22 protein-coding genes are annotated in these 22907 nt (G+C 53.5%); 6 read left to right on the top strand and 16 right to left on the bottom strand.

Features of this window, described 5'->3' with window-relative positions; genetic code table 11:
- Positions 1-192: 192 nt before the first annotated feature.
- Complete coding sequence (locus tag SH467x_RS02955; RefSeq protein WP_482369805.1) at positions 193-1203, bottom strand: hypothetical protein; 1011 nt, start codon at positions 1201-1203, stop codon at positions 193-195.
- 708 nt (positions 1204-1911) lie between these two features.
- On the opposite strand from SH467x_RS02955, the gene SH467x_RS02950 reads away from it, so the two are divergent.
- The 6 genes from SH467x_RS02950 (at position 1912) to SH467x_RS02925 (ending at position 6679) form a co-directional block, all read left to right on the top strand.
- Positions 1912-2232, top strand: a complete 321-nt coding sequence (locus SH467x_RS02950; protein ID WP_482369804.1) for a hypothetical protein — start codon at positions 1912-1914, stop codon at positions 2230-2232.
- 468 nt (positions 2233-2700) lie between these two features.
- The gene (locus SH467x_RS02945) at positions 2701-3075 is read left to right on the top strand and encodes a hypothetical protein (RefSeq protein WP_482369803.1); all 375 of its coding nucleotides are present in this window, start codon (positions 2701-2703) and stop codon (positions 3073-3075) included.
- Positions 3076-3123: 48 nt separating this feature from the next.
- A complete protein-coding gene (locus SH467x_RS02940) occupies positions 3124-3510 on the top strand; it encodes a capsid cement protein (RefSeq protein ID WP_482369802.1) in 387 nt (128 codons plus the stop codon).
- Between the two features lie 92 nt (positions 3511-3602).
- The gene (locus SH467x_RS02935; protein WP_482369801.1) at positions 3603-3818 is read left to right on the top strand and encodes a helix-turn-helix domain-containing protein; all 216 of its coding nucleotides are present in this window, start codon (positions 3603-3605) and stop codon (positions 3816-3818) included.
- Between the two features lie 91 nt (positions 3819-3909).
- Positions 3910-5457 carry a hypothetical protein gene (locus SH467x_RS02930; RefSeq protein WP_482369800.1) on the top strand — a complete coding sequence of 516 codons (1548 nt, stop codon included), beginning with the start codon at positions 3910-3912 and terminating at the stop codon, positions 5455-5457.
- 319 nt (positions 5458-5776) lie between these two features.
- Entirely contained in the window at positions 5777-6679 is a 903-nt protein-coding gene (locus SH467x_RS02925; protein ID WP_482369799.1) for a hypothetical protein, read from the top strand.
- Between the two features lie 94 nt (positions 6680-6773).
- Here the strand turns inward: SH467x_RS02925 and SH467x_RS02920 are convergent, their stop codons facing one another.
- The 15 genes from SH467x_RS02920 to SH467x_RS02850 form a co-directional block, all read right to left on the bottom strand.
- Positions 6774-7760, bottom strand: a complete 987-nt coding sequence (locus SH467x_RS02920) for a hypothetical protein (RefSeq protein ID WP_482369798.1) — start codon at positions 7758-7760, stop codon at positions 6774-6776.
- An 82-nt stretch (positions 7761-7842) separates the two neighbouring features.
- A complete protein-coding gene (locus SH467x_RS02915) occupies positions 7843-8043 on the bottom strand; it encodes a carbon storage regulator (RefSeq protein WP_482369797.1) in 201 nt (66 codons plus the stop codon).
- A gap of 4 nt (positions 8044-8047) precedes the next feature.
- Positions 8048-8419 carry a hypothetical protein gene (locus SH467x_RS02910; RefSeq protein WP_482369796.1) on the bottom strand — a complete coding sequence of 124 codons (372 nt, stop codon included), beginning with the start codon at positions 8417-8419 and terminating at the stop codon, positions 8048-8050.
- 145 nt (positions 8420-8564) lie between these two features.
- The gene (locus tag SH467x_RS02905) at positions 8565-8966 is read right to left on the bottom strand and encodes a hypothetical protein (protein ID WP_482369795.1); all 402 of its coding nucleotides are present in this window, start codon (positions 8964-8966) and stop codon (positions 8565-8567) included.
- 930 nt (positions 8967-9896) lie between these two features.
- Positions 9897-11588, bottom strand: a complete 1692-nt coding sequence (xrtU, locus tag SH467x_RS02900) for an exosortase U (protein ID WP_482369794.1) — start codon at positions 11586-11588, stop codon at positions 9897-9899.
- A gap of 185 nt (positions 11589-11773) precedes the next feature.
- Positions 11774-12490, bottom strand: coding sequence for a sugar transferase (locus SH467x_RS02895; protein ID WP_482369793.1), 717 nt, complete (start codon positions 12488-12490; stop codon positions 11774-11776).
- Between the two features lie 18 nt (positions 12491-12508).
- Positions 12509-13714, bottom strand: coding sequence for a UDP-N-acetylglucosamine 4,6-dehydratase (locus SH467x_RS02890; protein WP_482369792.1), 1206 nt, complete (start codon positions 13712-13714; stop codon positions 12509-12511).
- Between the two features lie 25 nt (positions 13715-13739).
- Positions 13740-14390 carry an acetyltransferase gene (locus tag SH467x_RS02885; RefSeq protein WP_482369791.1) on the bottom strand — a complete coding sequence of 217 codons (651 nt, stop codon included), beginning with the start codon at positions 14388-14390 and terminating at the stop codon, positions 13740-13742.
- Positions 14387-15655: a LegC family aminotransferase gene (locus SH467x_RS02880; protein WP_482369790.1), complete on the bottom strand. Its 1269-nt coding sequence runs from the start codon at positions 15653-15655 to the stop codon at positions 14387-14389. The genes SH467x_RS02885 and SH467x_RS02880 overlap by 4 nt, the downstream gene beginning before the upstream one ends.
- Entirely contained in the window at positions 15652-16281 is a 630-nt protein-coding gene (locus tag SH467x_RS02875) for a DapH/DapD/GlmU-related protein (RefSeq protein ID WP_482369789.1), read from the bottom strand. The genes SH467x_RS02880 and SH467x_RS02875 overlap by 4 nt, the downstream gene beginning before the upstream one ends.
- Before the next feature lie 870 nt (positions 16282-17151).
- Positions 17152-17898: an SDR family NAD(P)-dependent oxidoreductase gene (locus tag SH467x_RS02870; RefSeq protein ID WP_482369788.1), complete on the bottom strand. Its 747-nt coding sequence runs from the start codon at positions 17896-17898 to the stop codon at positions 17152-17154.
- Positions 17895-19241 (bottom strand): AMP-binding protein, encoded by a 1347-nt coding sequence (locus SH467x_RS02865; RefSeq protein WP_482369787.1) that lies wholly within the window; start codon positions 19239-19241, stop codon positions 17895-17897. The genes SH467x_RS02870 and SH467x_RS02865 overlap by 4 nt, the downstream gene beginning before the upstream one ends.
- Entirely contained in the window at positions 19222-19455 is a 234-nt protein-coding gene (locus SH467x_RS02860; protein WP_482369786.1) for a hypothetical protein, read from the bottom strand. The genes SH467x_RS02865 and SH467x_RS02860 overlap by 20 nt, the downstream gene beginning before the upstream one ends.
- Positions 19427-21472, bottom strand: a complete 2046-nt coding sequence (locus SH467x_RS02855) for a heparinase II/III family protein (protein WP_482369785.1) — start codon at positions 21470-21472, stop codon at positions 19427-19429. Before SH467x_RS02855 ends, SH467x_RS02860 begins: the two co-directional genes overlap by 29 nt.
- A 28-nt stretch (positions 21473-21500) precedes the next feature.
- Positions 21501-22718: a glycosyltransferase family 4 protein gene (locus SH467x_RS02850; protein ID WP_482369784.1), complete on the bottom strand. Its 1218-nt coding sequence runs from the start codon at positions 22716-22718 to the stop codon at positions 21501-21503.
- Positions 22719-22907 lie beyond the last annotated feature (189 nt).

The following is a 22907-nucleotide window of genomic DNA, read 5'->3' as shown; positions in this document are numbered from 1 at the left end:
GAGAAATGTAGAAAGAGAAATCCCGCCGAAAGAACATCGGGATTTTTTTATCAAACAAAGTTCCTCGAGCGTCTTTTTGACCAACAAAAACACCGAGGATTCAAGAGCAAAAATTTTAGAGAATCGAATACACTCGCAAGGAAAACACGTCAAACAAAATCCCTACGTAGGGATTTCTCGGCTTTTCGGGGACTACCAACCTTTGGATTTCGCGATCTCCATCAACGTCGGGAGCAAGGAATCACAAGCAGCCCAACGTTTACCGCCGATCTTGACTAGCACCCCATTGTTCTTGCACGTTTCTGTAAACTTCGTTCCGAAGGCATGGTTCCATGGTGTGCCAGAATGAGGACTCCTCCAAATCCTGTACTTGCTATTCGGGTAATGCTCAAGCATCGCATCGATAGCCTTGCCTATCAGCATTCCTCGCACGCCGACGAAATACAAAACGCAAACCTGCGAAGCGTCTTTCTCCATGTGCTCGCGGAAATAATCCATCCCCTTGAGGGATGAATCTCTCGATGAATCATCGCCAGCATCTTTATCCGGTGCATGCTCCGGCAAATGATTGCAGCTCTTCGCGGTATCACTTTTCAAATCGACCGCATCGGCTTTCGCACTGTCTTGATTCTCAAGCAGTTTGCCAGCTCGCGTAAGGAAAAGGGGATCGGGACCGCGTGACGGACTGCCCAAAAGACATCGCCCCAGGAGCATAGCAGCAAGAGCGTACCGCCGGCAAACTTCCGGCCATGCTCGCAGGTCCTCCGCGTCTTCGTCGAACCCAGCCCCTTCCGATGATTCACAGATCGCCTCGAATCGCTTGCCGATCGAAGTTTCGGCGATCGTTCCAGCGGTGAGAATCCAAAGCTTTCCCGAGAAATAATTCTCTTCGTCTATGAGGGAATGCTTCCACCGTGAATACCCAACTAAACTTTCGACTACTCCGAATCGAAAATTCAAGTTCACCGAAAAGGATCCCGGCTTCTCGCTGTATCCGTAAGCTCGCCTGAATGCAAGGGTGATATCATCCGGAAAAGCTTTAAGGCGAGAAGCATTCAGAAGAAGACTCTCTAACTCCTCGCAGCAAGATACAAAGCCGAGAGTGTCCATCTCCTGCGAAGCAAGACGATCGAACTTCAGCGAACAAAGTGCAAGTAGCTCCTGGAGGTCGGCAACCGCCTCCGGATGTACGGGATGATTCATCAGATTGTTCCTTGTTGGTGAAGAGGCCGAGCGCCACCGGGGACCCAAGGAACAGATTCCCGGTGGAACTCGCGCGCCGGGGATCAGCCGGCTACCTTCAAACCCTCGAACCGTCGCCCGAGGGTATCCAGATTCTCCAGGAGCGGGAAACGTCGGTCAACAGAGATAAACCCGAAAACCGAGACTATTCGGGCGCAGTCCTCCGGCTCGGTCGGTGGGTAATGGGTGACTAGCTGGAGCGACTAGCTAGCGCGAGAGGTGGGAAGACGTCCCTGGAAGGAGGGGCATTCGGTCGAACCCGATCCCAAAAATTGAATTTTTGAATTCTGAAAATTGAAAATCGATTTTCAAAATCAAGTTTTTCGAAAATTTCCCCCTACGTTGCTATATATAAGAATATAAGAGAGCAACGCAGGGGGAAATTTTTAGAATTTCTGATTTCTGAAACGCGAAAAAATTTCGCATCGGCAAAATTTCAAAATTTTCGATCAGCCGAGAGCCCTTCCCCCCAGGATCCTTTTTCCTCCCGCTCGCCAGTTGCGCCCGCTCCTTCTTTCTCGATCATTAAATTCGACTCCTTCGCGTATGTCGCTACAATTCGCGGTCGGGAGCGTCAGGGAGAAACGCCGAGGAGCATTGGGGAACATTGCTGGGCGGCGTCGGGGAAGTGTGCTGGAAGTTAAACCAAGGAACAGAGGAGCAATTGCCATGCAGGACGGAACGGAAATTCGGGTTTCGGTCAAAACGGTTTCGATCGATCTCCCTTTGGTGGTCGGAGAAATGCCCGGCTACAAATCCAAAAACGTGAGTTTGAAATTTGATCCAAATCAACTCGATGCTCTCTACAGGATCTTCCACGGATTGAATTTGCGACACGCGACTCTTCGTAACGGCAAGACGGTCGCGACTCCCTACCACGGCATCCAGTGGCTTTTGGAGCAAATTGGAGAACATGACCTCCAAGAGAAGTTCAACTCGAGGGCGAATTCGGCGAGACGATCAGCGGCCACCGAAGAAATCGATTTCTAAAAATTGTGCTGTCGCGAATTTCTGCGCGACGAAATCAGAATTGAAAATCTCGAAACCGAGTTTCGGAAAATTCAGGAGCTCGGTTTTTTCGTTTCCAAAAATCAGAAATTGAAAATTCGTGAATCGAAAATTTCTGAGCGATCGAAATTTCCGAAATCGAGAATTCAAAAATTCCTTGGGTCCCTTTTCGCTATTCGAAAATTGTGCGGTCGGAAAATCGCGAATCTGTCCGACTTATTTACCTCCTCGCAGAATTAGAAAGCTAAATAGTTCGGCGAGAGTCGAGATTTTTTGACCGCAGGTTTTTTCGAACCTCAGAAGGGACCCACGACCTTTTGGAAACCCCTCCTCTTAATTTCCTCGCCCCTTGTCTTTTCGCATGCATTTCCTTAGTGCAACTCAGTGCAATAATAAAGCATTCGATTCTCTTTTATTCATTTCCATTCATTCCGAAAGGGTACTGCCCCTATGTCTCGTTTGAAATCTGTTCCTAGTTCGCAGCTCGATCCCGCGAAGACCAAAAGAATTGCTGAGCTCGAGGCGAAGATCGCAAGTTATGAAGCTCGAGGCCTGTATTCCTCCAAGAGCGTAAAGCCTTCCAAGGTACTGGAGGAGGACGAAGAAGACGGGGAGCTCTCCGAGGAGACCGAGGACCCCGAAGAGGAGCTTGAGGACGCCAAGTCGGCTTGGGAATCCGCGATCCAAAGGGAGATGAAAGTATGCGGGGGTGATCGCTTGAAGGCTACCTCGCGGGCGAATCGCAACAATCCCGGCCTTCGTGCTCGCCTGGTTCGATCGGCGAACCGTCTTCGTGCCGCGAACAGTCGGCGCCGCTACCGGTAGTCGCTCCCTCTCGTTCTCTTATTCTTGCTCTCTTAGAAAGGAATTTCGATGAGCCAGTACGTTGACGGAAACACAAAAACCTTCGTTTGCGATGAAGCGATCCCCATTTATTCTCGCGTGAAACTTGATAGCGATAGCCGGGTGACAATCGCAGGACTCGCAGAAAAAGACATTGGGACCGCAACCCGATCGACTTTCGCGGCCGGTGAATTCATTACGGTGAAACTTCGGACGGGATCCGGGACCCATAAGATGATCGCATCGGAACAGATCGCAGCGGGCGCCACGGTTTACACCGAAACCGATGGAAAGGTGCAAGACACAGCACAAGCAACGGCCTTCATTGTCGGTACCGCAATGGAGGAAGCTATCGGCGATGGGAGCGTATTCGAAGTGCTTTACAGCACGCACGGTGATACCGCCGTTCCGGAATAGTTTCGAAGCCTTGTTTGTCGCTTGAACTTCTGCAGGGCTTCGGGATCTTCCGAGGCCCTTTTTCAATTCAACCACCGAAGGGAATTCAGACCATGGAAAATAGACTCTTGCTCAACACTCAGGAAGCCGCCCAGCTTGTCGGCTTGTCTCCCCGAAAGGTCTCTCAGCTTGTTGACGAAGGCCGCTTGCCGGTTGTTCGAATCGATCGATCGGTGAGGTTCCGTGAGTCGGATCTTCAGAACCTCATCCGGGAGCATGTCTGCATTCGTCGTTCTCCCCTCCAGGGTTCTCCCACCCACTACGCTTGATAGCTAGAGACATCAGGGGAAACATCGTCAGGAGCGGCCACTCCTTAAAACTTCACAACACAAAATCAAAAATGGAAAGTACGCGAACAAAATGGATGACGATCTTGAGTTTGATATCGCAGCGAATGACACAGCAACCGAGGTTCTCCGGAAGCTAGGCTCCGAGCTCAACATTCTCAGCGAGAGCATCGGCGAGACGACCACAAAGAGCCAGAAGCTAGAAGTCTCCATGGTGGGGCTCGGTGCTGTCGCCGCGTCTCTTGCTGCAGCCTATGGGGTGCTTAAAGGAGCCACCGCGGCCGGGAGTATTCTCGGTGACTCGATAACCGAATTTGTAGAAATCGAGAAAGCAGCGAAGAAGCTTGACGCGTCTTTGATTCAGCTTGCCGATACGATCGAATCGGGAACGAACATTGATGAAAAATCAATTCTTGGATGGATGCGTGAGGCGAGAGGAAAAGGATTCGCGGGAGATCAAATCGGAGAGATAACGAAAGCCGCTATTGGACTCGCCGAGGCGATGGACGTTTCGGTGACCGAGGCGATGAACCGAGCCCGCCAAGCAACTCGAGGAAGCTTTGAAGCCTTTGAAGGACTTATTCCTAACATCGATTCGCTTGTGTCGAGTGAAGAGAAGCTCGCGGCCGTGACTCGCTTGGCATCGCAGGGGCTGGAGCAAAAGAAGAAAACGGCGGGTGATTCGGTCGCGGTCTTCGATCGAATGAACGTAGAGCTTAACGAGCTTTACGAAACGATCGGCGCCATGATTAACCCCATTCGCGAATTGGCTTACGATGGGATCGCGGTCGCCGCAGAACTTCTAACGCAGGCTTTCACTCCGGCGATCAGAGACTTCGAAGATACTTTTGGAGGCATGGGGGAATCTGTTTCCTCTGCATCAGCTCAGGTGGCCGAAGCGATCGTCGCAAGTTTCACCTTGGCTGAAGTTGCGATTACCAACCTCAGCAAAACCGCAGAGATGATCGGCGCCGCTTTGTTGCTTCCTTTGGAGCAGTCCCGAAGCGGATGGGAGTATCTCTTCGTAGACTTCATTCCATCTTTACTGAATTGGTTCTCAGAGCAATTCACCAACATCATGAAGGACATCGGAGTATTTACCGCTGGTGTTTTCGAGAATATTGGAGACGTCGCCGCCGCAACATGGGATTACATTCTTAGCGGTTTCTCTCCGCAAGCATACGGGGAACTCATGCTTGAAGTCGGCAAAGCAGGTGCGAAGAAATTCCTAGAAGGAATGGAGCCTGCAACCGAGGCGTTTATCGCTCCAGAACTCCAGATCTCCGAAATCGAAAAGAATCTGAAGGAAGTGTTAGACGGAACTTCGCAGGACCTTTTCGGAGAATTCAATTCGAAGCTTAACGAGCGGATCGACTGGTTGCACAAGGTAATGAACGAAAACCCATTCGAAGCGAAAGTCGATCTCAAACCAAATTTCAAAGGAGGAATGCCAAGTGAAATAAAGAGCATTCAGGCTTTGGAGTCTCGAATCATGATTCGGGGAGCGACCGAGGATCCAATGTTCAGAGTCGCAAATGAACAACTCACAACGCTAAAGAGCATAGATGGCGCAATTAAGAACGGGTTAGGCAAAGGGCTGGTTTTTGTCGGCACCAAATAACCCTTCTCCTCCAGGTCATCCAAAAACTCTCGCGCTAGCTGGCCACTACGCCCGAGAGTCTTAATCTATTGGGAGCCATTGCTCTTTTTCGTTTTCACTAACTCATCGATCGGGGAAGGAAAGATGAATTCAATTGACTATCGAATCCGTAAACCGCATGTGGTCGAAAGCAGGATCTTCGTTAGAAGGTCAAGCTAACTCGCAACGAACAACAGCACAATTCACTGAAGGTTATCAAATTGTCCATTCCACGGACGCAACCGAGTATGAAATCCTTAGCGCTCCAGGAGTACCCCGGCGGGGAGATTCATTCTCCGAGATGCCAACGGCTTATGTAATTCGAGTTCGCAGGACTCCCCAAGGTCCCATTCTCTCGGAAGTCATTGTCACCTACGAAGGTGAATATGGAATCGGTGAACCTGGGACGGGGATATTCTCAGATCCGGAAATCGAACTTACTGACATTACCCAGAATGTCCCTACCGATGTAGACATTTACGACAATCCAATTGTGAACGCATGCGGAGAGCCTTTAAATGGTGTTCAGCGGGAAATATCCGATCAGGTTTTGAACGTCACTCGAAACTTTACTTATTGGAATTCTTACGTCCAAGGAGCCTACCGCCAGGCGGTCAACTCTGATTGGTTCTTCGGCTGGCCTCCCGGTACGGCTAAGATCGATGGACTTAACGCGAAGCTAATTCAACGCGATCCGGCAGAAGGTGGCCTTGGGTATTGGCAAGTGAACGCACGAATCAGGTTTCGGTATCCTTACCGAACGATTCCAGCGAAGGCTTGGTATGCTCGGATTCGCCACGAAGGCTACTATGAATTGGATTCAGATGTAGAGGTGACAATAACCGACGAAGACGGTTCGGGTGCCTTGGCTGTCGCTTCGGTGGTTAAAGGAAAGATCGTTGGAATTGCTGTTGTTAACGGTGGGACGGGATATGTGAATCCTCCTTCTGTTGTCATCACGTCAACGGGTGGTAGTGGCGCAGCGGCAACCGCATTCATTTCCAACGGCTCAGTTACTTCAATTCGTGTTGATAATCCAGGGAGCGGATACAATGCGAGAAAGATACCAATCGTAGATGGGAACAAGCAACCGGTAAAACGGCCTGCCTTGCTCGATCGATTCGGTAAACACTCCGGCGGTGTATGCTGGTTAGAAATCCCAATGCACGTCCAGCTTCCGTTTAATGCTCTTGGGTTGTTGTAGTTGAACAAAAGAGGTTCCTAGTTACTTGCTCGATCAATACCTTGCTGAAATAGTGTTCTTTGCATCGACGTAGTTGCAAACTGGAGAGCCTATTTCAGTTTCCGTAAATGAACAAATCGCCCTCTATATCGTCGCTCCATCTGTTCTCAACTATCATAAAGTCTTGAGCGTACATAGGCACAATCTCGAACCCATTCTCCATCGCACCAAGATTGTACTCGAGAAGCTTCTTAAGCCGTACAATCTCCGGCGTGTCAACATGAATTCCGAGTACTACTTTTACTCGTAGGCCCTCATTGCTGCGCATTGGATGCAGAAGCCTCATCAGTGCAGAAGAATCGGATTCTGGGAATCGGTAGCCGAGGATGTAAACATAGTTTGCTTCACTTATTGCCTTAGATGCTTCATCCCAAAGATTGCGAAATGTATCAATAGACTTTCCTTTCGAAGATCCAGGAGTAGCAATAAGCCGCTCACAGGGATCATCTGAGTGGTAAGGCCTGAATTTTCCCTCTGGATCCAAATTAACAGACCCATGAAGCTTAAGTAACCTTGGACGATCGTTACACGAAGAACGTTCAGTAAAACAAACTTCAATATCTTTATTGATAAAACCTGCAATGGTCTCGACCAATGAATCATAATTGAACGATATGATAGTATCGCTCTTGCCGATACTCGAAAGCCAATGTCGGTATGGCTGAACCCTGTCGCTGTGCGGAAGCAACCGTTCTATATAATAGTTTACTTCGTAGCAGAGGCGCAGGATTGCATGGTACTTCATTGATGATAGTTTCAATGGTTCTCTTCCCCACCTTACTTCGATGTCGGTGTCTAAAAGCTCTAGAAACTGTTCGGGATCATTCCACAATATGGCGTTTTTCGCATCTTCCTCGACACGAATATTTGTTGGTCCATACGACCTGTAAAGACGTCCAACCTCTTCAAAAAAAGCAATCTTGTTTTTTCTTCTTAGCAACTCCGGTTTTTTCGAGAACAACTCATTCATCAAAGGCCCTCCCGCGTGTCGCGAGAAGCCAGCCCCAATAATCCAAACTGAACTCTTCTTTGCTTCTTCCATCGGACGTGATCCCCAAAAACGAAAACGGCTCCGATGCGATCCCCAACGACCGCACCGAAGCCGATTCTAATCAGATAGGTTTCTAAATGTCGACAGTGATCGCCGAGCAAGTTCTCACTTCTTCGGACCGATCTTTAAAGGCCAGCTCGCCGCGACGAATCCGGACTTCCCGAGGGGCAAAAATGGTGATCGAAACCCGATTACCGATAACCCTCGTAATAAGGACCTCGATATCGGCTCCGATCTTGATTCTTTGCCCTGCTTTCAATTGGGTAACGAGCATTCCTTTAGCGAACCTCCACAATCAAGACTTCGCTATCGTCGGTGGTCTCTTCGTTGATCTCGTCTGCTTCCGTGAATGCGGCGTGTGCATGGATTCCCGAAGGCCAATACAGCAACGCGCCGCCCTGGATGCGTGGATCCCAGGTCGAAACAAGGTGCTTCACGGTCGCCATCGAAACGCCGGCCTTCAAGAGCGTGAACCCTTGGGACTCAAAATCGCAAAGGTAGACATCGAAGCGAAGCCTTTCTCCCGATAGCTGCCTTGTATGGATCCTCTTGAAGTCCACTCGATCGCGAACCACTTCGATCGCCTTTCGAACCTCCCCGAGGTCGCCTCGATAGTTCAGCTCGCAACCGTCGCCGAGAGTAACCGTCATTCGGAATGACTCCTTTGGAACTTGTCGACCGATTGAGAACCGTTTCGATGCTTGTTGTGGTGATCTCATTTGCAAAAACTCCGTACCTGTCCCGCTGGGAAGTTCTCGATCGATGGGGACGAATCAACCGAGAGTCGGTGATTCGTTAACGGCCGCGATTCCGGCCCATCGCAAGGATAGCAATCCGAACCCGTCGTTCATGTCGGACGGTCGCCGCGATCCTTTGAAGGACGTCATCGGGTAGATATGCAAGCTCGCTCCCGATCTCGGAAACGATTGCTTGCCGTTCCTGTCGCGTCAGAACCGCATCAGGAGCATCGGCGAGACTTGAATCGATAAGTTCGCCGGAAGCGTCAGCAACGAGCGCAGGCGATGCGTTAGCAGCTAGCGCGAGGGGTGAGGAAGGACCCTGGAGGAGAGGGGCATTTTCTCCCCCCTTTTGGTGTAAATCGCTTCGGGTTTCGCTTCGGGTAGCCTGTTTTGGTGAAAATCCCTGCGAAAACGAAGGGTTTTCGAGTCCAATATCGTCCACTTGAGCGTTGCTCAAGACTCGTTAGATAGTGGAGGGTAGAAAGTAGATCTTTCTTCCGATCCCACGCTTCACAGCGGTTGCCCCCAGGCACTTCTCGGTTATCTACGCTCACTCTCAAGCGTTCGCCAATGTCGAACGGCTCGTCCTCGACCGTTCTAGCGCTGAGTACCATCTTTCTATCGACCAGACCACCTCTCCCTCACGCTGTCCTGGAGGGGATTCCTGACTGGCGTGATGCGTTAGGCGATGCTGATCTGTTGAGGACAACAGATCGACTGTCGAACGTTTTCCTGTTCTTGTCCTGAAAGGACTCGAGCCATTAGCCGGGGGTTGAGCGTATGCGATACCCCCGGTGGATTCCCCAAGAATTGAGCATCCCGGCGGGATGCAAGCCGCACGCCTGAGCATCTTCGTGTTGTTAATCGAGATGCGTTCTATTGCAAGCAGGAACACCAATCTCGATTAAGCCATCGCATTGCTTTAATCCCTTCGGGATAGAAGAAGGGGTGGGGGGGACCGGGGGTATCGCTCGCGCTCAACCCCCGGCTACAAGCTTTGATCCTTTCAGGATCGATTGTCGAGCCAGCGTCTCGACTGTTGACGCATTGTCGAACGGTCGTCCTCGACCGTTCTAGCACCGAGTACCACCATACTGTCGACCAGACCACCTCTCCCTCGCGCTGTCCTGGTGGAGCTTCCTAACTTGCGCGATGTGTTAGGCGATGCGGATCTGTTGAGGACAACAGATCGACATTGTTGTCGAACAGTCGTCCTCGACTGTTTCAGCGCTGAGTACCATCTTTCTATCGACCAGACCACCTCCAAATCACAACGTCTTGGGGGAGCTTCCTAACTGGGGCGGTCAGCGGGCCGATGGGGTGGAGGCGGGGGGGAGCAGTCGAGTACGACTGCTGTACTGAGAACGACTGTTTGACACTCCTATCCTTAGTCTTTGGTTTCAAGGCCGACGAAGGTGGGACGTATTTTTGTCGCTGCCGCCAATAGATTCTTCACCGTGGCTTCGCGTGCGCTGGCCGGGATGGGTTGGTTGGACATGGCGATAGACTGGATCTGATACGTCACCGGTTCCAGGAATGTCTGTTCAAATCGCTCGAACCCACGCGATACTGCTGCACTCTTGACAGGCGTGCCATCCAACTGGAACTGGACGTATGCGACGTAGGCGTACTCTCCAGTGTCTTTGATCAAATCCAGAAAGTGCACCTGACAATCTCCCTTGTCGGCAAACTGTGGATCGTTCAACGGACTTTCAATAACCTGCTGAGATTCTTGCTGACGCCACCCCGCTCCCTCGTAACAAATGTCGAGCAAGTGGAAGCCGCGGAACGGGAAGTCGACGGAAACCGTTCCCGTTGTGCTGGTGGAGTTGTAAAGCCACACGTGCGAGAATTGCCCCATCGTGTTTTCTACGCCTCGCTCTACCAACTCGGTGCGAAACAGCTTCCAGTCGTTCAAGTCTTCCGGCAATTGCAAAGATTCTTTCAGCTTCGCCAACGACGCGTCAGTGAACTCCGGGAATCGGAAAATCGTTCCCCTCGACAACACGCGCGTCGAATAAGCACCAACACCCAAAAAACAAACTGCCAGGACACCGGAAAGTATCCATGCCCATCGCATGGAACTGGCAGGACTGACCGGTTGCACTTGCGGCGTCGATTCCAGTTCCTGTGGGGAATGGTGCGCAGCGGGGACGCCACGGAAGAAACGGCCCGGGCGATCCTTCAACAATCGCGCTTTCTTGGTTTGATGGGGAAGCTCCATTACGGCTCCCAAGAACTGAATGAATGCGAAGTCGCAGGCAAACGCGATAACAAATACAACCAGTCCTAGGATAGTGTGGGGCATACCCGAGGATAGATCGAGTCCCAACCATTCAATCGCTAAGACAATGGTTACCAACCGAAGGATATTGCTGCACGAGGCCCACACGGGGACCATGCACAGTGCTCCGACGGCGACCGAAAGTGGTTGACGCATCCATAGCACCAACGTCAGCGAAATCGCCATCAACGCATAAAGACTGTCGACGCCACTGCAAGCCTCGTCGACAAAAAGTCGCTTCTCCATCAACTGAAGAATGTTTCCTTCTCGGACATGCAGGATCCCGATCGCGTCGAGAACCATACTGGCCGTGTAGCTCGATTGCGCCTGCAGATATTGGATGAGCTTGTTGTCGTAACCTGCTGGCAACGGGACGGTGATCCAAAGCAAACTGGATAGCCCGAGCACTTGATGCCACCCCAAACTGGTGACGCGGAGCAACATCCATGAAACGATGACGAGTACCCCTGCGACGTACGACAGCCACGGTGAAGAAATCAGCACCGCTTCGACGGCAGCGATCAAGCTGACGAGGAGGAGCCCGATCGCTGCCAATTGCCGCAGTGAATTTGCGATTCCCAACACTCCCTTGCTACGGTCGAAGAGGAAATAACCGAACGCAAGCCACGCGAGGGGGAAGAACTGCAAGTGGGGACGATTCCACAAACTGTTGGCCTGGAGCCAAACCATCGGCCCTAAACTCAGCAAGATCAACGCATAAACCAGGTCGATCGGGGAGGCTTGGATTCTCGCCGACTTCGTATTCGCTGGAACTGTTTGAGCGTTATCCATCATTCCAATTCATCTTTCAAAACCGACAAGGTTTAGTCGTTTTCCAAACGGCGTTTGTGTTCCCGCGTTCTCGGAACGCGTTCCCCGAAATCCTATGATATATCGAAAGAGATCAAGACGCATGCAGGTTTGAGTGCGAACACCGCTCGCAGACCGATTGCAACAGGACTCCGTTCTGAGAACGTCTATTACAGAACACCGCTTGGAGAGCGGTCGTTGCGGATGCCAAGGACTTCTTGGAGGATCTGGGAATGGGGCTTGGGGATGTCTGCGAACCAATTCCAAAATCCTCGCCAGCGTGGGAAGAGGACTGCAATGGCGGTCGCAACCAAGATCTTGAAATCGGTCACAATCCCTGGATGGTCCACATACCAACTTTCCAGCTCCCCTTTGAAGGGCATGATGTCCTCGCGGTAGCATTGACGCAAATCCCGTCCGTCTTTTTGTGCCCGAGCGATAATCGCCTCTTCATCACGAAACACGAGCGATCCGATTCCCGTCAAACCCGGCTTCACGTGCACGATCTTCTCCTGTACCCATTGCGGATAATCCGCAAAGCCCTTGGGCATCAAAGGCCTCCAACCAACCAATGACAGCTTGCCCACAAAGACGTCCCATAACTGAGGCACTTCGTTGAGCTTCGACTTGCGAAGAAATTTTCCGACAGGTAGCACACGCGGATCGTTTCGCAAGGTGATGTCTTGCGTTCCGATGTTGGGACTGTTCTTGACCATCGTGACAAATTTCGTCACTTGGATGATCTTCCCCATGAACCCCACGCGGTCTTGGAAGTAAAAGGCTTCACGTTCCCCCGTCAACTTGAGAATAACAATAACCACCACCAGCACCGGAGATAGCAGGAGGAGCACCGTCCCGGAAATGAACAAATCCATCAAACGCTTCACGTTCGCCTCTCTTTTCTCTTACATCCGGTTATCAAGTGTTTTGCCGGTCTCTTTGTGGGCAAAGTTCGGAAGCAATTTCGAAAACGCTTCCAACAATTCGAGTTTGGTCCACCGGTGGGTCTCTCGCATCCGCTGCAAAGTTGCTTCGAATTCTCGAAGGAGCCCGGCATCGACCAGTAATTCATTCTTCACGACGCCGATCTCCTTGTAGCGATTCCAATCGACCTCCTCGGTATCGGTGTAGAACTCTTCGAAATCCTTTTCCCCCGTCGTATCGCTTGGGAAGAAATAAACAGGCCATTTCTTTTGAACTGCGAACTCTTCGACGCGGGCCCTTGCCTCGTCCTCGCTCTCGCATTCGACCGCTTCGTATCCGAGCGATGCCAGATACTTCACCGCCATCGACGAAAAGGTAATGAGATGCAAACGAGGACTCAGTTTCGGAAAGTAAATCTCCCGATCGTTCCCTTGTAGGATGGAGAACAAACAGAGGTGTGCTCCCTCCTGCGGTGTCACGAAGTAGCGACGGACATCGTTGGGTGCTGAGAGTGGTTGCCGCTTCTGAATCCGCTGCGTCCAAGCGTGCGGCAAGGAACCATCCGAGAAGGCAACGTTGGCAAAGCGGGCTGTCGAGACGGGAGTTTGACTGTTCTCCCCCAAAAGGAACATCTCCATGATCCGTTTGGAGCCACCCATCATGTTCACCGGGTTCGCTGCCTTGTCCGTCGAGACACAGAAAAACTTCCTCGCCTGGCAAGCCCTTGCGAACTCAAGCAGTTTCTTGGTCAGGAACACATTCACGTCGATCAGCCGCATCAAGGTGAATGGGTCCTTCTCGCTCCGTACATGTTTGAGCGCGGAGAAGTTGAGAACGTAGTCGTACCCTTTCCCCTCCTCGAGCGTGTTCTTCGCAAACGATTCGAATTCGGGGCCCAAGCCGTCGAAGCAATAGGCGTGAAACTCGCCATCGATGTAACCGAGCGACGACCGAACATCCCGTACCATCTCGGCCAAATTGTTCTCGGAGGTGTCGATCACATGGAGCACTTTGGGATTCCGTGCGAAGATCTCGCGCACCACTGCGCTGCCAATCGATCCTGCACCGCCGACCACCAAGAATCGCGAGGTACGGATCAACTCGCTAAACTCTTTCTCCGCTGCCCGTAGATCTTCCACGAACAACGGTTCGCACCGTCCAATCTGCTCCAGTAATGTCGTATTCATAAGGTCTCGCAATGATCCGATGCGGTCAGCTCCGATGAGGAAAGGGCTTGGCAGGAACTCCGCGCACACGCGAATGCGCAGGGAGCGGGGAAACGACGACTGCACCGGCTGCGATCAAGCTCTCCGCCCCAATCTCTATGTCGTGAATGACCGACGCTCCGGTCCCTAAATGACAACCCGGTGCCACCCGAACGTTACCGGACAAGGTCACACCGGGAGCTACATGGCAAAATGCCCCGATGGAGCAATCATGGTCCACCGAGGCCTTCGTATTGATCAGTGCGAAAGGGCCGATGGTCGCTCCCGGTTGGACGACGGCACCCGCATGAATCTGAGCCGTTGGATCAATATGGGCCTCGGGCGCGATCCACGCAAAAGGATGCTGAAATCCTGTAAACCGGAAGCCATTCTCTTGGAATTCGCGAACAATCCGTTGCACCAAAGAGGACGGGTTGTTGGGCGAGGTCCAGCCGATCCCCAGCACCAATTCGATTTCGTCTGGTTTGTAGCGTGAAAGGAGTTCACTATCGGTCATGATTTCCCATGGAAACATGGTCCGATCCACTTGCGTCGGATCCACACAGGTCGAGACCAGGATCGTTCGGTCCAGTGCGAGCAACGCGGACCGCACGACGCTCGCATGCCCACCACAGCCGATAATCGCGATTGGTTTCATAGTGGAGTCGCGGCCTCAAGAAGGTGGGTTGGTGCCAAATCGGCCGAACTGGGGATATTGATAATTTCCCCTTTCAATTGCTCGGTTCGGGGCAAATCTCCACGCGGGGAATCGGCATACATGGGAAGTTGATGCATAGGTTCCCAGATGGGACGGCTTTGGTAGCCGGCATCGTTGAGCGCACCGAGTATGGCATCTCGATCTGCCACGGAGGCGCCGGGGATGCGGAACCCGTTGAGCCAATAATTGCTTTGGCTCTCTGAGGGTTCGGTAAGCAAGGCGACTGCATCGAGATCGCTAAACGATTGTTGGTATCGATGCGCTATCTCTCGCTTGGCCGCCAGTAGCCTTGAGAAGATTTCAAGTTGTGCCACGCCGAGGGCGGCGTTGATATTGGGCATTCGAAAATTCCAGCCGATGCGATCGTGGTGGAATTCCCATCTGTGGGGGACTTTCGCGGTCGTCGTCACGTGTTTCGCCAAATCGGCTAAGTTCTCATCGTCGGTCAAGATGGCGCCGCCACCACCGGTCGTGACGATTTTGTTGCCATTGAAGCTGACGGCGGACAACAGCCCGAGCCTCCCGGTATGAGAGCCCCGGTAGTAGGAGCCCAACGACTCCGCGGCATCTTCAACGAGTGTGAGGTCATACTCGCGGCATATTGCAAGCAGATCATCAAGGGCCGCAGGGTGTCCAAAACAGTGCATGACGCATAGTGCGGCGATGCGGCGACCTGTCTGTCGGTTTATTAGTTTTCCATCGCTTCCGGTCGTCGCGATCGATTTCAAATGCCGGCGTAGGGCATCGGGGCAAATGGAAAGACGTTCCACCGAAACGTCGACGAAGTGAGGGATGGCACCACAGTGATGGATGGAGTTGGCCGTGGCGACAAACGTCAGTGAGGGTGCGAGGACTTCGTTGCCCGGCTGGACTCCTGCCAATCGCAAGCACATTTCTAACGCTGCCGTACCATTGACGGTGGCGACAGCCCTTTTCGCACCGGTTGTTTGTGCAAGCAACTGTTCAAAGCGAGTGACGTAAGACCCGGCGGAACTGACCCAACCTGTATCGACGCATTCTTGGACATAGCGATTGGTCGTCGGAGGGAAGTAGGGGCGATGCAACAGGATCGTTTCATCGCTCCTCCCAATAGCTTGTTCGACACGCGCAACAATTTGTTGAGCCAGATTCATACGGTTACTCTCGGTCACGCGGTTACTGTCGGTCTCGCCGTTATTCCCGCTCACGCCATTACTCCAACTCATGTAGTGGCTCCCGAGAGATTGACTCGTGGAACCGGTCGAGGGAAACGGGTGGAAATGAGCATGCCAGGCGCGAGATTGCGGGCGACATACGTGAGCGCGTCGACTTGGGCATCGTCTCCGATCGATACCCCTTGGTTTACGAAAGCGTTGCTACCGATCAAAACTCGCTTGCCAAGTTTCACGTTACCGCTCACGCGCGCTCCGGGGAGAACTGCCGAGTAGGCCCCGACGTTGGCATCGTGCCCGATGGACGCGTGAAGGTGGATAATCGTATGATCGGCGACTTGAGCGTGCGAGGAGATGACTGCGAGAGGGCCGATGAAGACGCCCGCTCCGATTTGAGCCGATGAAGCCACAACGGCGGAGGGGTGGATCACCGTGGCGGGTTGCCAACCGCGAGCCGAGCAAGCGGCAATGATTCGCTGCTTGGCAATGACATCGGCGACACCGGCGAGGAAATGAACACTTCCCAATTGCGATTCGAGTTCAGGAGCAAGCGATTGTGAGAACTCGGGTTCTGCGAAGAATCGAACCAGGATGGATGCGAACAAGTGTTTACACCCAAGCTCGGCTGCCTCCGCGACTTCGACAGCCGTTCGATTTCCGAAGATGACTAAGCCAGCCATGCCATAGTTCCGTGTTCACGAATCAGCTGCCAATGTAGTAGCCGTTCAGAGAACGGTTCATACATACCGGTCGCTAATTTAGCCCCCGGAACACCGGTTTGAAACCGGTTACTACAGTGGCTTGCGAAAATGGGTGAATTCGTCCAGCCGTAAATTCGCTTTTATCGGATTATCCGGGAGGAAATGAGTGGCGAGTGGCGAGTGGCGAGTGGCGAGGAGCGAGGAGCGAGGAGCGAGGAGCATGGAGCATGGAGCAGGGAGCAGGGAGCAGGGAGCAGGGAGCAGGGAGCAGCAATGTCGAACGGTCGTCCTCGACCGTTCTCGCACCGAGTACCACCGTACTATCGACCTGACCACCTCCCCCTCGCGCTGTCCTGGGAGAGATTCTTAATTTGCGCGATGCGTTAGGCGATCCTGATCTGTTGAGGACAACAGATCGACATTGTCGAACGTTTCGCTGTTCTTGTCCTGAAAGGACTCGAGCCATTAGCCGGGGGTTGAGCGTATGCGATACCCCCGGTGGATTCCCCAAGAATTGAGCATCCCGACGGGATGCCAGCCGCACGCCTGAGCATCTTCGTGTTGTTAATCGAGATGCGTTCTATTGCAAGCAGGAATACCAATCTCGATTAAGCCATCGCATTGCTTTAATCCCTTCGGGATAGAAGAAGGGGTGGGGGGGACCGGGGGTATCGCTCGCGCTCAACCCCCGGCTACAAGCTGCTATACCTTCGGCATTCCTTTGGCGCCGCAAAGCGATTCGGTTGAAACCTCGCCCCTCGCCCCTCGCCCCTCGCTACTCGCTCCATGCTCCATGCTCCTTGCTCCTTGCTCCTTGCTCCATGCTCCATGCTCCATGCTCCATGCCACTTACAAACTTCCTGCGTCGATGATGAGGTCTTGGCCTGTGATGGATTGACTGGCGTCGCTCAACAAGAAACAAACCGTCGAGGCGACACTCGATAGGGAAGTCGGCTGCCGCAACGAGGTGCGCTGGTAAATCTTCTCTCGCTGCTCGACGGATAACCCTCCCGACATGTCGGTCTCCATGAATCCCGGTAACACGCAGTTGCTCCGTATCCCCTTGCTCCCCCACTCACGTGCAACCCCCTTTGAAAAAGCTTCCATCGCCCCCTTCGTCGCTCCATACATGGCTAAGCCCTTGTACCCGGTCCGACTGCATATGGAACTGATGTGGACCAAGGAACCGCCACGTCGGTGCAACAGCATGTTACGTATGACAAAACGGGTTAGCTCCATCGGTGCAAAGACATTGACTTGAAAGCTGTTCTCAAGTTCGTCCATCGATAGATTCGTCACTAGATCGTCGTAGGCGATGGCCGCGTTGTTGACCAAGCCATCGAAGGGGATCGCTTTGCCATCAATCCTTTGCGTTAGCGCGGCTTTCAGCCCTGCAGTGTCCGATAAATCGGCTTGGACCCAGTGCATTTGCGCCCGCCAAGTCGGCTCGCACTCCGCGGGCCAATCTGCCGGCCAATCCCGGGCCGCGGACTCCGAATCGCGGGCTAGGATCCACACATGGTCCCCCCGTTGAAGCAGCGATTGGGCGATCGAGCGCCCAAGCCCTCGTGTTCCCCCGGTTAGTAAAATGTTCAACTGCGACGCTCCTTCTTCCCCGATTGTGAAACTCCCAACCCTTCGCGGAAGCTTATCACGCGGGGGATCGCATGCGGTGGGAGAATCCCTTGCAGGAACCCGCGGACATCGGCGACGCGGAGCGAGGAGGAGGGTTCGATCGATAGTTCGGCCGCGACCAAGCTCCCCGTGACCGAATTCGGGACGCCGTAAACCCGAGCATCGAGCACTCCGGGGAGAGAACAGAGAGCCGTTTCCACCTCATGCGGGTTGACCTTCAACCCTCCGACATTGATCCAATCCGATCGCCGGCCTGTGATGCGCAGTTCAAGCGGCTCACTCGATAGGACTTCCACGGAGTCCCCAGAATCCCAAAATCCATCGACACATTGGGAGCGAATATTCTCAGCCAAAAGGTCTTGGTGAACCCAAAGTCGTTCCTCTTGGATGCGAACAAGGTCTCGAAGCGAATTGGGAACGAGGAAGGTGTCGCCATTGGAGTGGAGAAGGGTCCCCAACTCACTTGAGGCGTAAACGTTTCGAAATCTCGCGTTGGAAAAGAGTTGCCCTAGGCGAGCTCGAAGCGGCGCGTCGGACACTTCCCCTCCCACCGTCACGGCTTGAACGAGCGGAAACGGTTCTGTATCAGAGGCGAGCAGACGAAAGTAAGTAGGTGTGGCGCTCAAGTGCGTCACGTTGAATGAACGAATGCGATCGCGAGCAACCGGGGCGGGTAGACCGACCAAATTCACCAGCGTATTCCCGTTGCAAAGCGCTTGGAGCAGAACTTGCAAACCCGCGATCTTCGTCGGTTGGTAAGCGAGTCCCCAGACATCGCTCGCATGTTTGGGGGCGATTTGGACAACGCGTGAGATATTCCCCATCGATTGACGGATTGGCTTCGGGTCCCCGGTGGTCCCCGAGGTCGAGAGGACGATCTGGCTTGCCGACGTCAGGATCCGTGCCGCGAGAGCTTCGCCGTCGAAGGTGCCATCAGGAGACAAGAACGTTAGGTCCGCATGCCCCACGTCCGAAGAAAGAGAGGGGGCCAAGGGACCGCGCAAATCGCAATCCCGATTGCGAAGTAAATTCGCAATCACCCGTACAAGAAAGTGATAACCGTCCCTGTAGGAACCGTTCTCAGAACGGCATTCCCCCTCCCCGCTGGCTGACCGCTCAAGCTCAGTGGAACACCCGCCAGGCACTGGCTGATCCAGACTGGCCGGCTGAACCGCACTGGCCGGCCGACCCATCGCAGCCAGATCGGTCAGCAAATCCCGGTAGGTCCAGATCGTGGGACCCCATGGCTCGCCGCCCCTTTGATGATCGACGAGGAAGGGGCGATCAGCGTTGCATTTTCGCAAGTATCTCTCCGACGGTTTCGACGAGACCATCTGCAAAGACGTCGATTCCTGTATCGGCCTCGATTTTCACGGTGAGGACTGCCAGATCGAGGGAGTCCAAGTCTAGATCTTGCTTGAGTCGTGCGACCGGCGTCAGTTCTGCCACCCTTGCCCTCCCGGACTCCTCCAGCACTTCGTTGATCTTGTTATGAAGGATTTGAGCGTGGGGCATCATTGCAGCATTCAATACGTGTTTCTAAGTCGCCGACCTGAAATCGAACTTCCGCGACCGGCAGCTTCGATTTGCTCCCATAATAGAGGGATTCCCATCCTTCGACAATCTGCGTGTCGATGCGGTACGAGCTTGAAAACTGAATGCGGCAAAGCGTTCGTTGATCCTTCACCCCTATCAGCTGATTGTCGTTTAACTGCCAGTTCAGATTGGGACTGAGACGCCAACGGCAGACACAATCGTTTTCTCGGTTCTTTCCACCCAGTGATCGCCCATTTCTTGATTGACCAACCTGTGATTGGACACCCAGCAATTGAATCGAGTCGCGGATGATGTAGCGCGAACCGTCTCGATCAATTTGGCGTTGATGTCGATAGGGAGCCTGCGTGTTGTAGCGAACGGTAAGCCTTAATTGGGTCGGGCGAATGATCCGTTCTTCCACCGTAGGCCAGTGGAACCATAGAAAATTCGGGCCTTTGGTCATCTGCTCCTGCGATGCTTGTTGCACGCTATTGTGCGACGCGACGGAGTAAAAGAGCTTCTTCCACAGAGGGTCACGATGGTAGTAATAGTAGCTACCGGCATCGCGCAGGATGTTCTCATGTTCGTGCCATAAATCGACATGCTGCATGTCGCATTGACCCGGCCTGTCTCGGTACTTCGAGCCCTTGAGAAGCATATAGCCATGCTCATGACGCAGGATGGCATAACCTCCCAAGGGTGCATCCCAGACAAGTTCCTCAGCCGAAAGTGTCTCTGATCGTTTCGCCTTCATCGCGGTCTCACCGGCCAACCAAACTGACTTCTCCCGTGCCTGCCCGTACTCTCGATCGCGTACAGGAATGCCAAGCAGAGTGGAACCGGCCAAGAGCACAGGGCGATAATCGAGGTAGTCGCTGCAGGATAGAGGCAGGACATTCGCACCATCGTTCGAGCCGAGGTTAGGGACCCTGCCCGTTGAATCGTCCACAAACCGATCCAGCCATCGGATAGCGCAGCCAACGCGCTCGATGGTTTCACGACAAAGAGGATCGTTATGAATTTCCCCAAGTCGAATCGCCCACAGCATGTCATCGAGCATGACGCGATGGTAGGACATCGAATGCTGCACGTACGATCCGTCCTCGTAAATCTGCCGGGAGATTTCCGATTCCAGAGTCGTCTTGCCTTGGCGTCGCCATCGAGCGGATTCGGGAAGTTCGGGGAACAAAAGCCCGACCGTCCAAAGGCCGACCGCTTCGCTCAACGCATGATTGTTCTCTTGACTGATCGCGTAGTTGATATTGGACGCGATCCGTTTCGCCGACTGCCAAGCCAGCAGGTCCACTTTCTTTAGTCTTTCTGGGGTGGTGGCAGGACTCTCCAATACGGCCATAACGCTGAAAAGCACAGCCATCAGGCGAAACGCGACTTCTTGGCCGCACCCCCAAGCCACCGTTTGATTCACCGGGTTCTGCTCGATCCAGGCTTCGATCAACGTCCAAGCGGCTTCCGCAAACGCTTCGTCCCCATCGTATCGATACGCGCGCGTTAAGGAATAGAGAAGCGTTAACCGAGAGGGCTCCCAAACCAGCTTGATATCATCCCGCTCACCTCCCGATCGCGTTGTGCGCGGCCACAAGGGACCGACGGGCCAATCGATCTGGTTGGTCGCATCGCGATTGAAATTCGGTGGCCAGCCAACGGAGGAGGTCCAGTGACTGAACATGGGATAGTGTCCGGCCAAGGCGGAGTGGATGGGTGCAACGACTTGTTCATCCCAAATGCTCTGCGGAACGATCGCACGAAGCGATTCCGAATGGGGCATCAGAAAAAAGCGTTCGCTACGTTGGTGCCATTGCGATAACCGGTCGGAGGGTGAAAGCGATGCGAGCGGGCATCGCTCCGAAGCATAGAGGCTTGGGCTTTGGCTCCGGATCAAGCGACCGGAGCGGAGTGCAAACGATTGCACGAGCCGGCGAGGGACATTGTCCCAGCCGACCCCTTTTGCAATCCAATAAGCTTGAATCAGAGGATTCATCAAGTCTTAGCCGTTTTCCAAACGGTGACTACTTTGCGGCTTGTTCGAGGACGTCGACGAAGGCGTCGGAGAGTCGGTCGCGATTGAACTCGCGCATCGCCAGGGCTCTGGAGGCAAGTCCCATGGCTTGGCACGCATCCCGGTTGTCCGCCATCCAACAAAGAGCGTCGGCGAATGCATCGGGATCGTCCGGCGGTATCGCTTTGCCACACTGATTCGTCTGTACCAAGTCGGCGACCCAGCCTGGGTAATTGTTAAGGACTGGAACCCCTGCGGCCAAGTAATCGAAGAACTTGTTCGGCGAGGTGCCATAGTAAAACGCGGGTACGTTCGCGAGGATCTGCATCCCCACATCCGCGCCCCGCAAAAGGCCCGGTACTAGCTCCTTGCGAACATTGGCATGGAACACGACATTGGTGATGTTCTCTTCGTTAGCTCGACGGATCAGTCGATCTTTGGTCTTCCCATCCCCGACTAGCAAGAGCTTGATATCGTTTCGTCCTCGTTGCAGGAGCACTTTTCCTGCATCGAGTACCGCATCGAGTCCGTTGGCGGGGCCGTGTGTTCCCGCAAAGATCGCAACGAATTCATTTGGTGCGATCGAATCGGGTCGCCAAGGTTGGTTCTTCTCCGGATCAAAGAATTCCAGGTCGCAGCCGTTCGGGACCAAGGCAATTCGCTCGCGAGGAATGTGCTTGGCGATGCCATCGACGATTCCCGGAGCAAGCCCGATGCACCGCTGCGAGGCTCGATAGGCTCGCTTCTCGAGAACGGCCATGAGGAAGAGGATGATCGGGTTTTTGATCACCCCCATCGCTTTGGGAAGCTCCGGCCAGAGGTCACGCACTTCGAACACAAAAGGTCGCCAACGAAACCAGCTAGCCATCAGCCCCGGGATCGCCGCTGTTAAGGGGGTGGAAGTGGCGAAGACAACATCGCATTTCGTCGTGAGCGCGATCCAAGAGCTGCGAATCGAGTATTTGAGAAATGTCCAAGTTCGTTTGAGAAGGCTATCTCGATTGGAAATGGGCAATTCCAGTTCAATCACATGGATGCCATCGACTGTCCCTTCCCGACGCCCACGCTGGAAGGGGGCGGTCAGTCCCGTATTGGCAGCGCCATAGCTAGCGCAGACCATGGTGACCGAATGACCGCGTTGGAGCAGCTTTTGCGCCATCTCGTAAGATCGAGTCCCCGTGCTGCCTTGTCGAGTCGAAAAATACTGATGGAAATACAAAACGTGCATCTTGCTCAATCAACAAGTGGCGAAAGAAAAGTAGCGAGTAGCGAGTAGCGAGTAGCGAGTAGCGAGTGGCGAGTAGCGAGTGGCGAGTGGCGAGTGGCGAGTGGCGAGTGGCGAGGGGCGTGGGGCGTGGGGCGTGGGGCGTGGGGCGTGGGGCGTGGGGCGTGGGGCGTGGGGCGTGGAGCGTGGAGC

Origin of the sequence: Brakhagea slesvicensis (assembly GCF_052161625.1) — a bacterium.
In the GTDB taxonomy this organism is placed as follows: domain Bacteria; phylum Planctomycetota; class Planctomycetia; order Pirellulales; family Pirellulaceae; genus JBKCUI01.
Note: the sequence above shows the minus strand (reverse complement) of the source record. Positions and strands in the feature narration are given on the sequence as shown.

Excerpts from the sequence above, each read along its gene's own strand:
- SH467x_RS02885 (WP_482369791.1), bottom strand. The coding sequence starts at position 14,390 with ATGAAACCAATCGCGATTATCGGCTGTGGTGGGCATGCGAGCGTCGTG.
- SH467x_RS02920 (WP_482369798.1), bottom strand. The coding sequence starts at position 7,760 with ATGGAAGAAGCAAAGAAGAGTTCAGTTTGGATTATTGGGGCTGGCTTC.
- SH467x_RS02940 (WP_482369802.1), top strand. The coding sequence starts at position 3,124 with ATGAGCCAGTACGTTGACGGAAACACAAAAACCTTCGTTTGCGATGAA.
- xrtU (WP_482369794.1), bottom strand. The coding sequence starts at position 11,588 with ATGATGGATAACGCTCAAACAGTTCCAGCGAATACGAAGTCGGCGAGA.
- SH467x_RS02875 (WP_482369789.1), bottom strand. The coding sequence starts at position 16,281 with ATGGCTGGCTTAGTCATCTTCGGAAATCGAACGGCTGTCGAAGTCGCG.
- SH467x_RS02915 (WP_482369797.1), bottom strand. The coding sequence starts at position 8,043 with ATGCTCGTTACCCAATTGAAAGCAGGGCAAAGAATCAAGATCGGAGCC.
- SH467x_RS02945 (WP_482369803.1), top strand. The coding sequence starts at position 2,701 with ATGTCTCGTTTGAAATCTGTTCCTAGTTCGCAGCTCGATCCCGCGAAG.
- SH467x_RS02935 (WP_482369801.1), top strand. The coding sequence starts at position 3,603 with ATGGAAAATAGACTCTTGCTCAACACTCAGGAAGCCGCCCAGCTTGTC.
- SH467x_RS02850 (WP_482369784.1), bottom strand. The coding sequence starts at position 22,718 with ATGCACGTTTTGTATTTCCATCAGTATTTTTCGACTCGACAAGGCAGC.
- SH467x_RS02880 (WP_482369790.1), bottom strand. The coding sequence starts at position 15,655 with ATGAGTTGGAGTAATGGCGTGAGCGGGAATAACGGCGAGACCGACAGT.
- SH467x_RS02890 (WP_482369792.1), bottom strand. The coding sequence starts at position 13,714 with ATGAATACGACATTACTGGAGCAGATTGGACGGTGCGAACCGTTGTTC.
- SH467x_RS02860 (WP_482369786.1), bottom strand. The coding sequence starts at position 19,455 with ATGATGCCCCACGCTCAAATCCTTCATAACAAGATCAACGAAGTGCTG.
- SH467x_RS02855 (WP_482369785.1), bottom strand. The coding sequence starts at position 21,472 with ATGAATCCTCTGATTCAAGCTTATTGGATTGCAAAAGGGGTCGGCTGG.
- SH467x_RS02930 (WP_482369800.1), top strand. The coding sequence starts at position 3,910 with ATGGATGACGATCTTGAGTTTGATATCGCAGCGAATGACACAGCAACC.
- SH467x_RS02910 (WP_482369796.1), bottom strand. The coding sequence starts at position 8,419 with ATGACGGTTACTCTCGGCGACGGTTGCGAGCTGAACTATCGAGGCGAC.
- SH467x_RS02955 (WP_482369805.1), bottom strand. The coding sequence starts at position 1,203 with ATGAATCATCCCGTACATCCGGAGGCGGTTGCCGACCTCCAGGAGCTA.
- SH467x_RS02950 (WP_482369804.1), top strand. The coding sequence starts at position 1,912 with ATGCAGGACGGAACGGAAATTCGGGTTTCGGTCAAAACGGTTTCGATC.
- SH467x_RS02925 (WP_482369799.1), top strand. The coding sequence starts at position 5,777 with ATGCCAACGGCTTATGTAATTCGAGTTCGCAGGACTCCCCAAGGTCCC.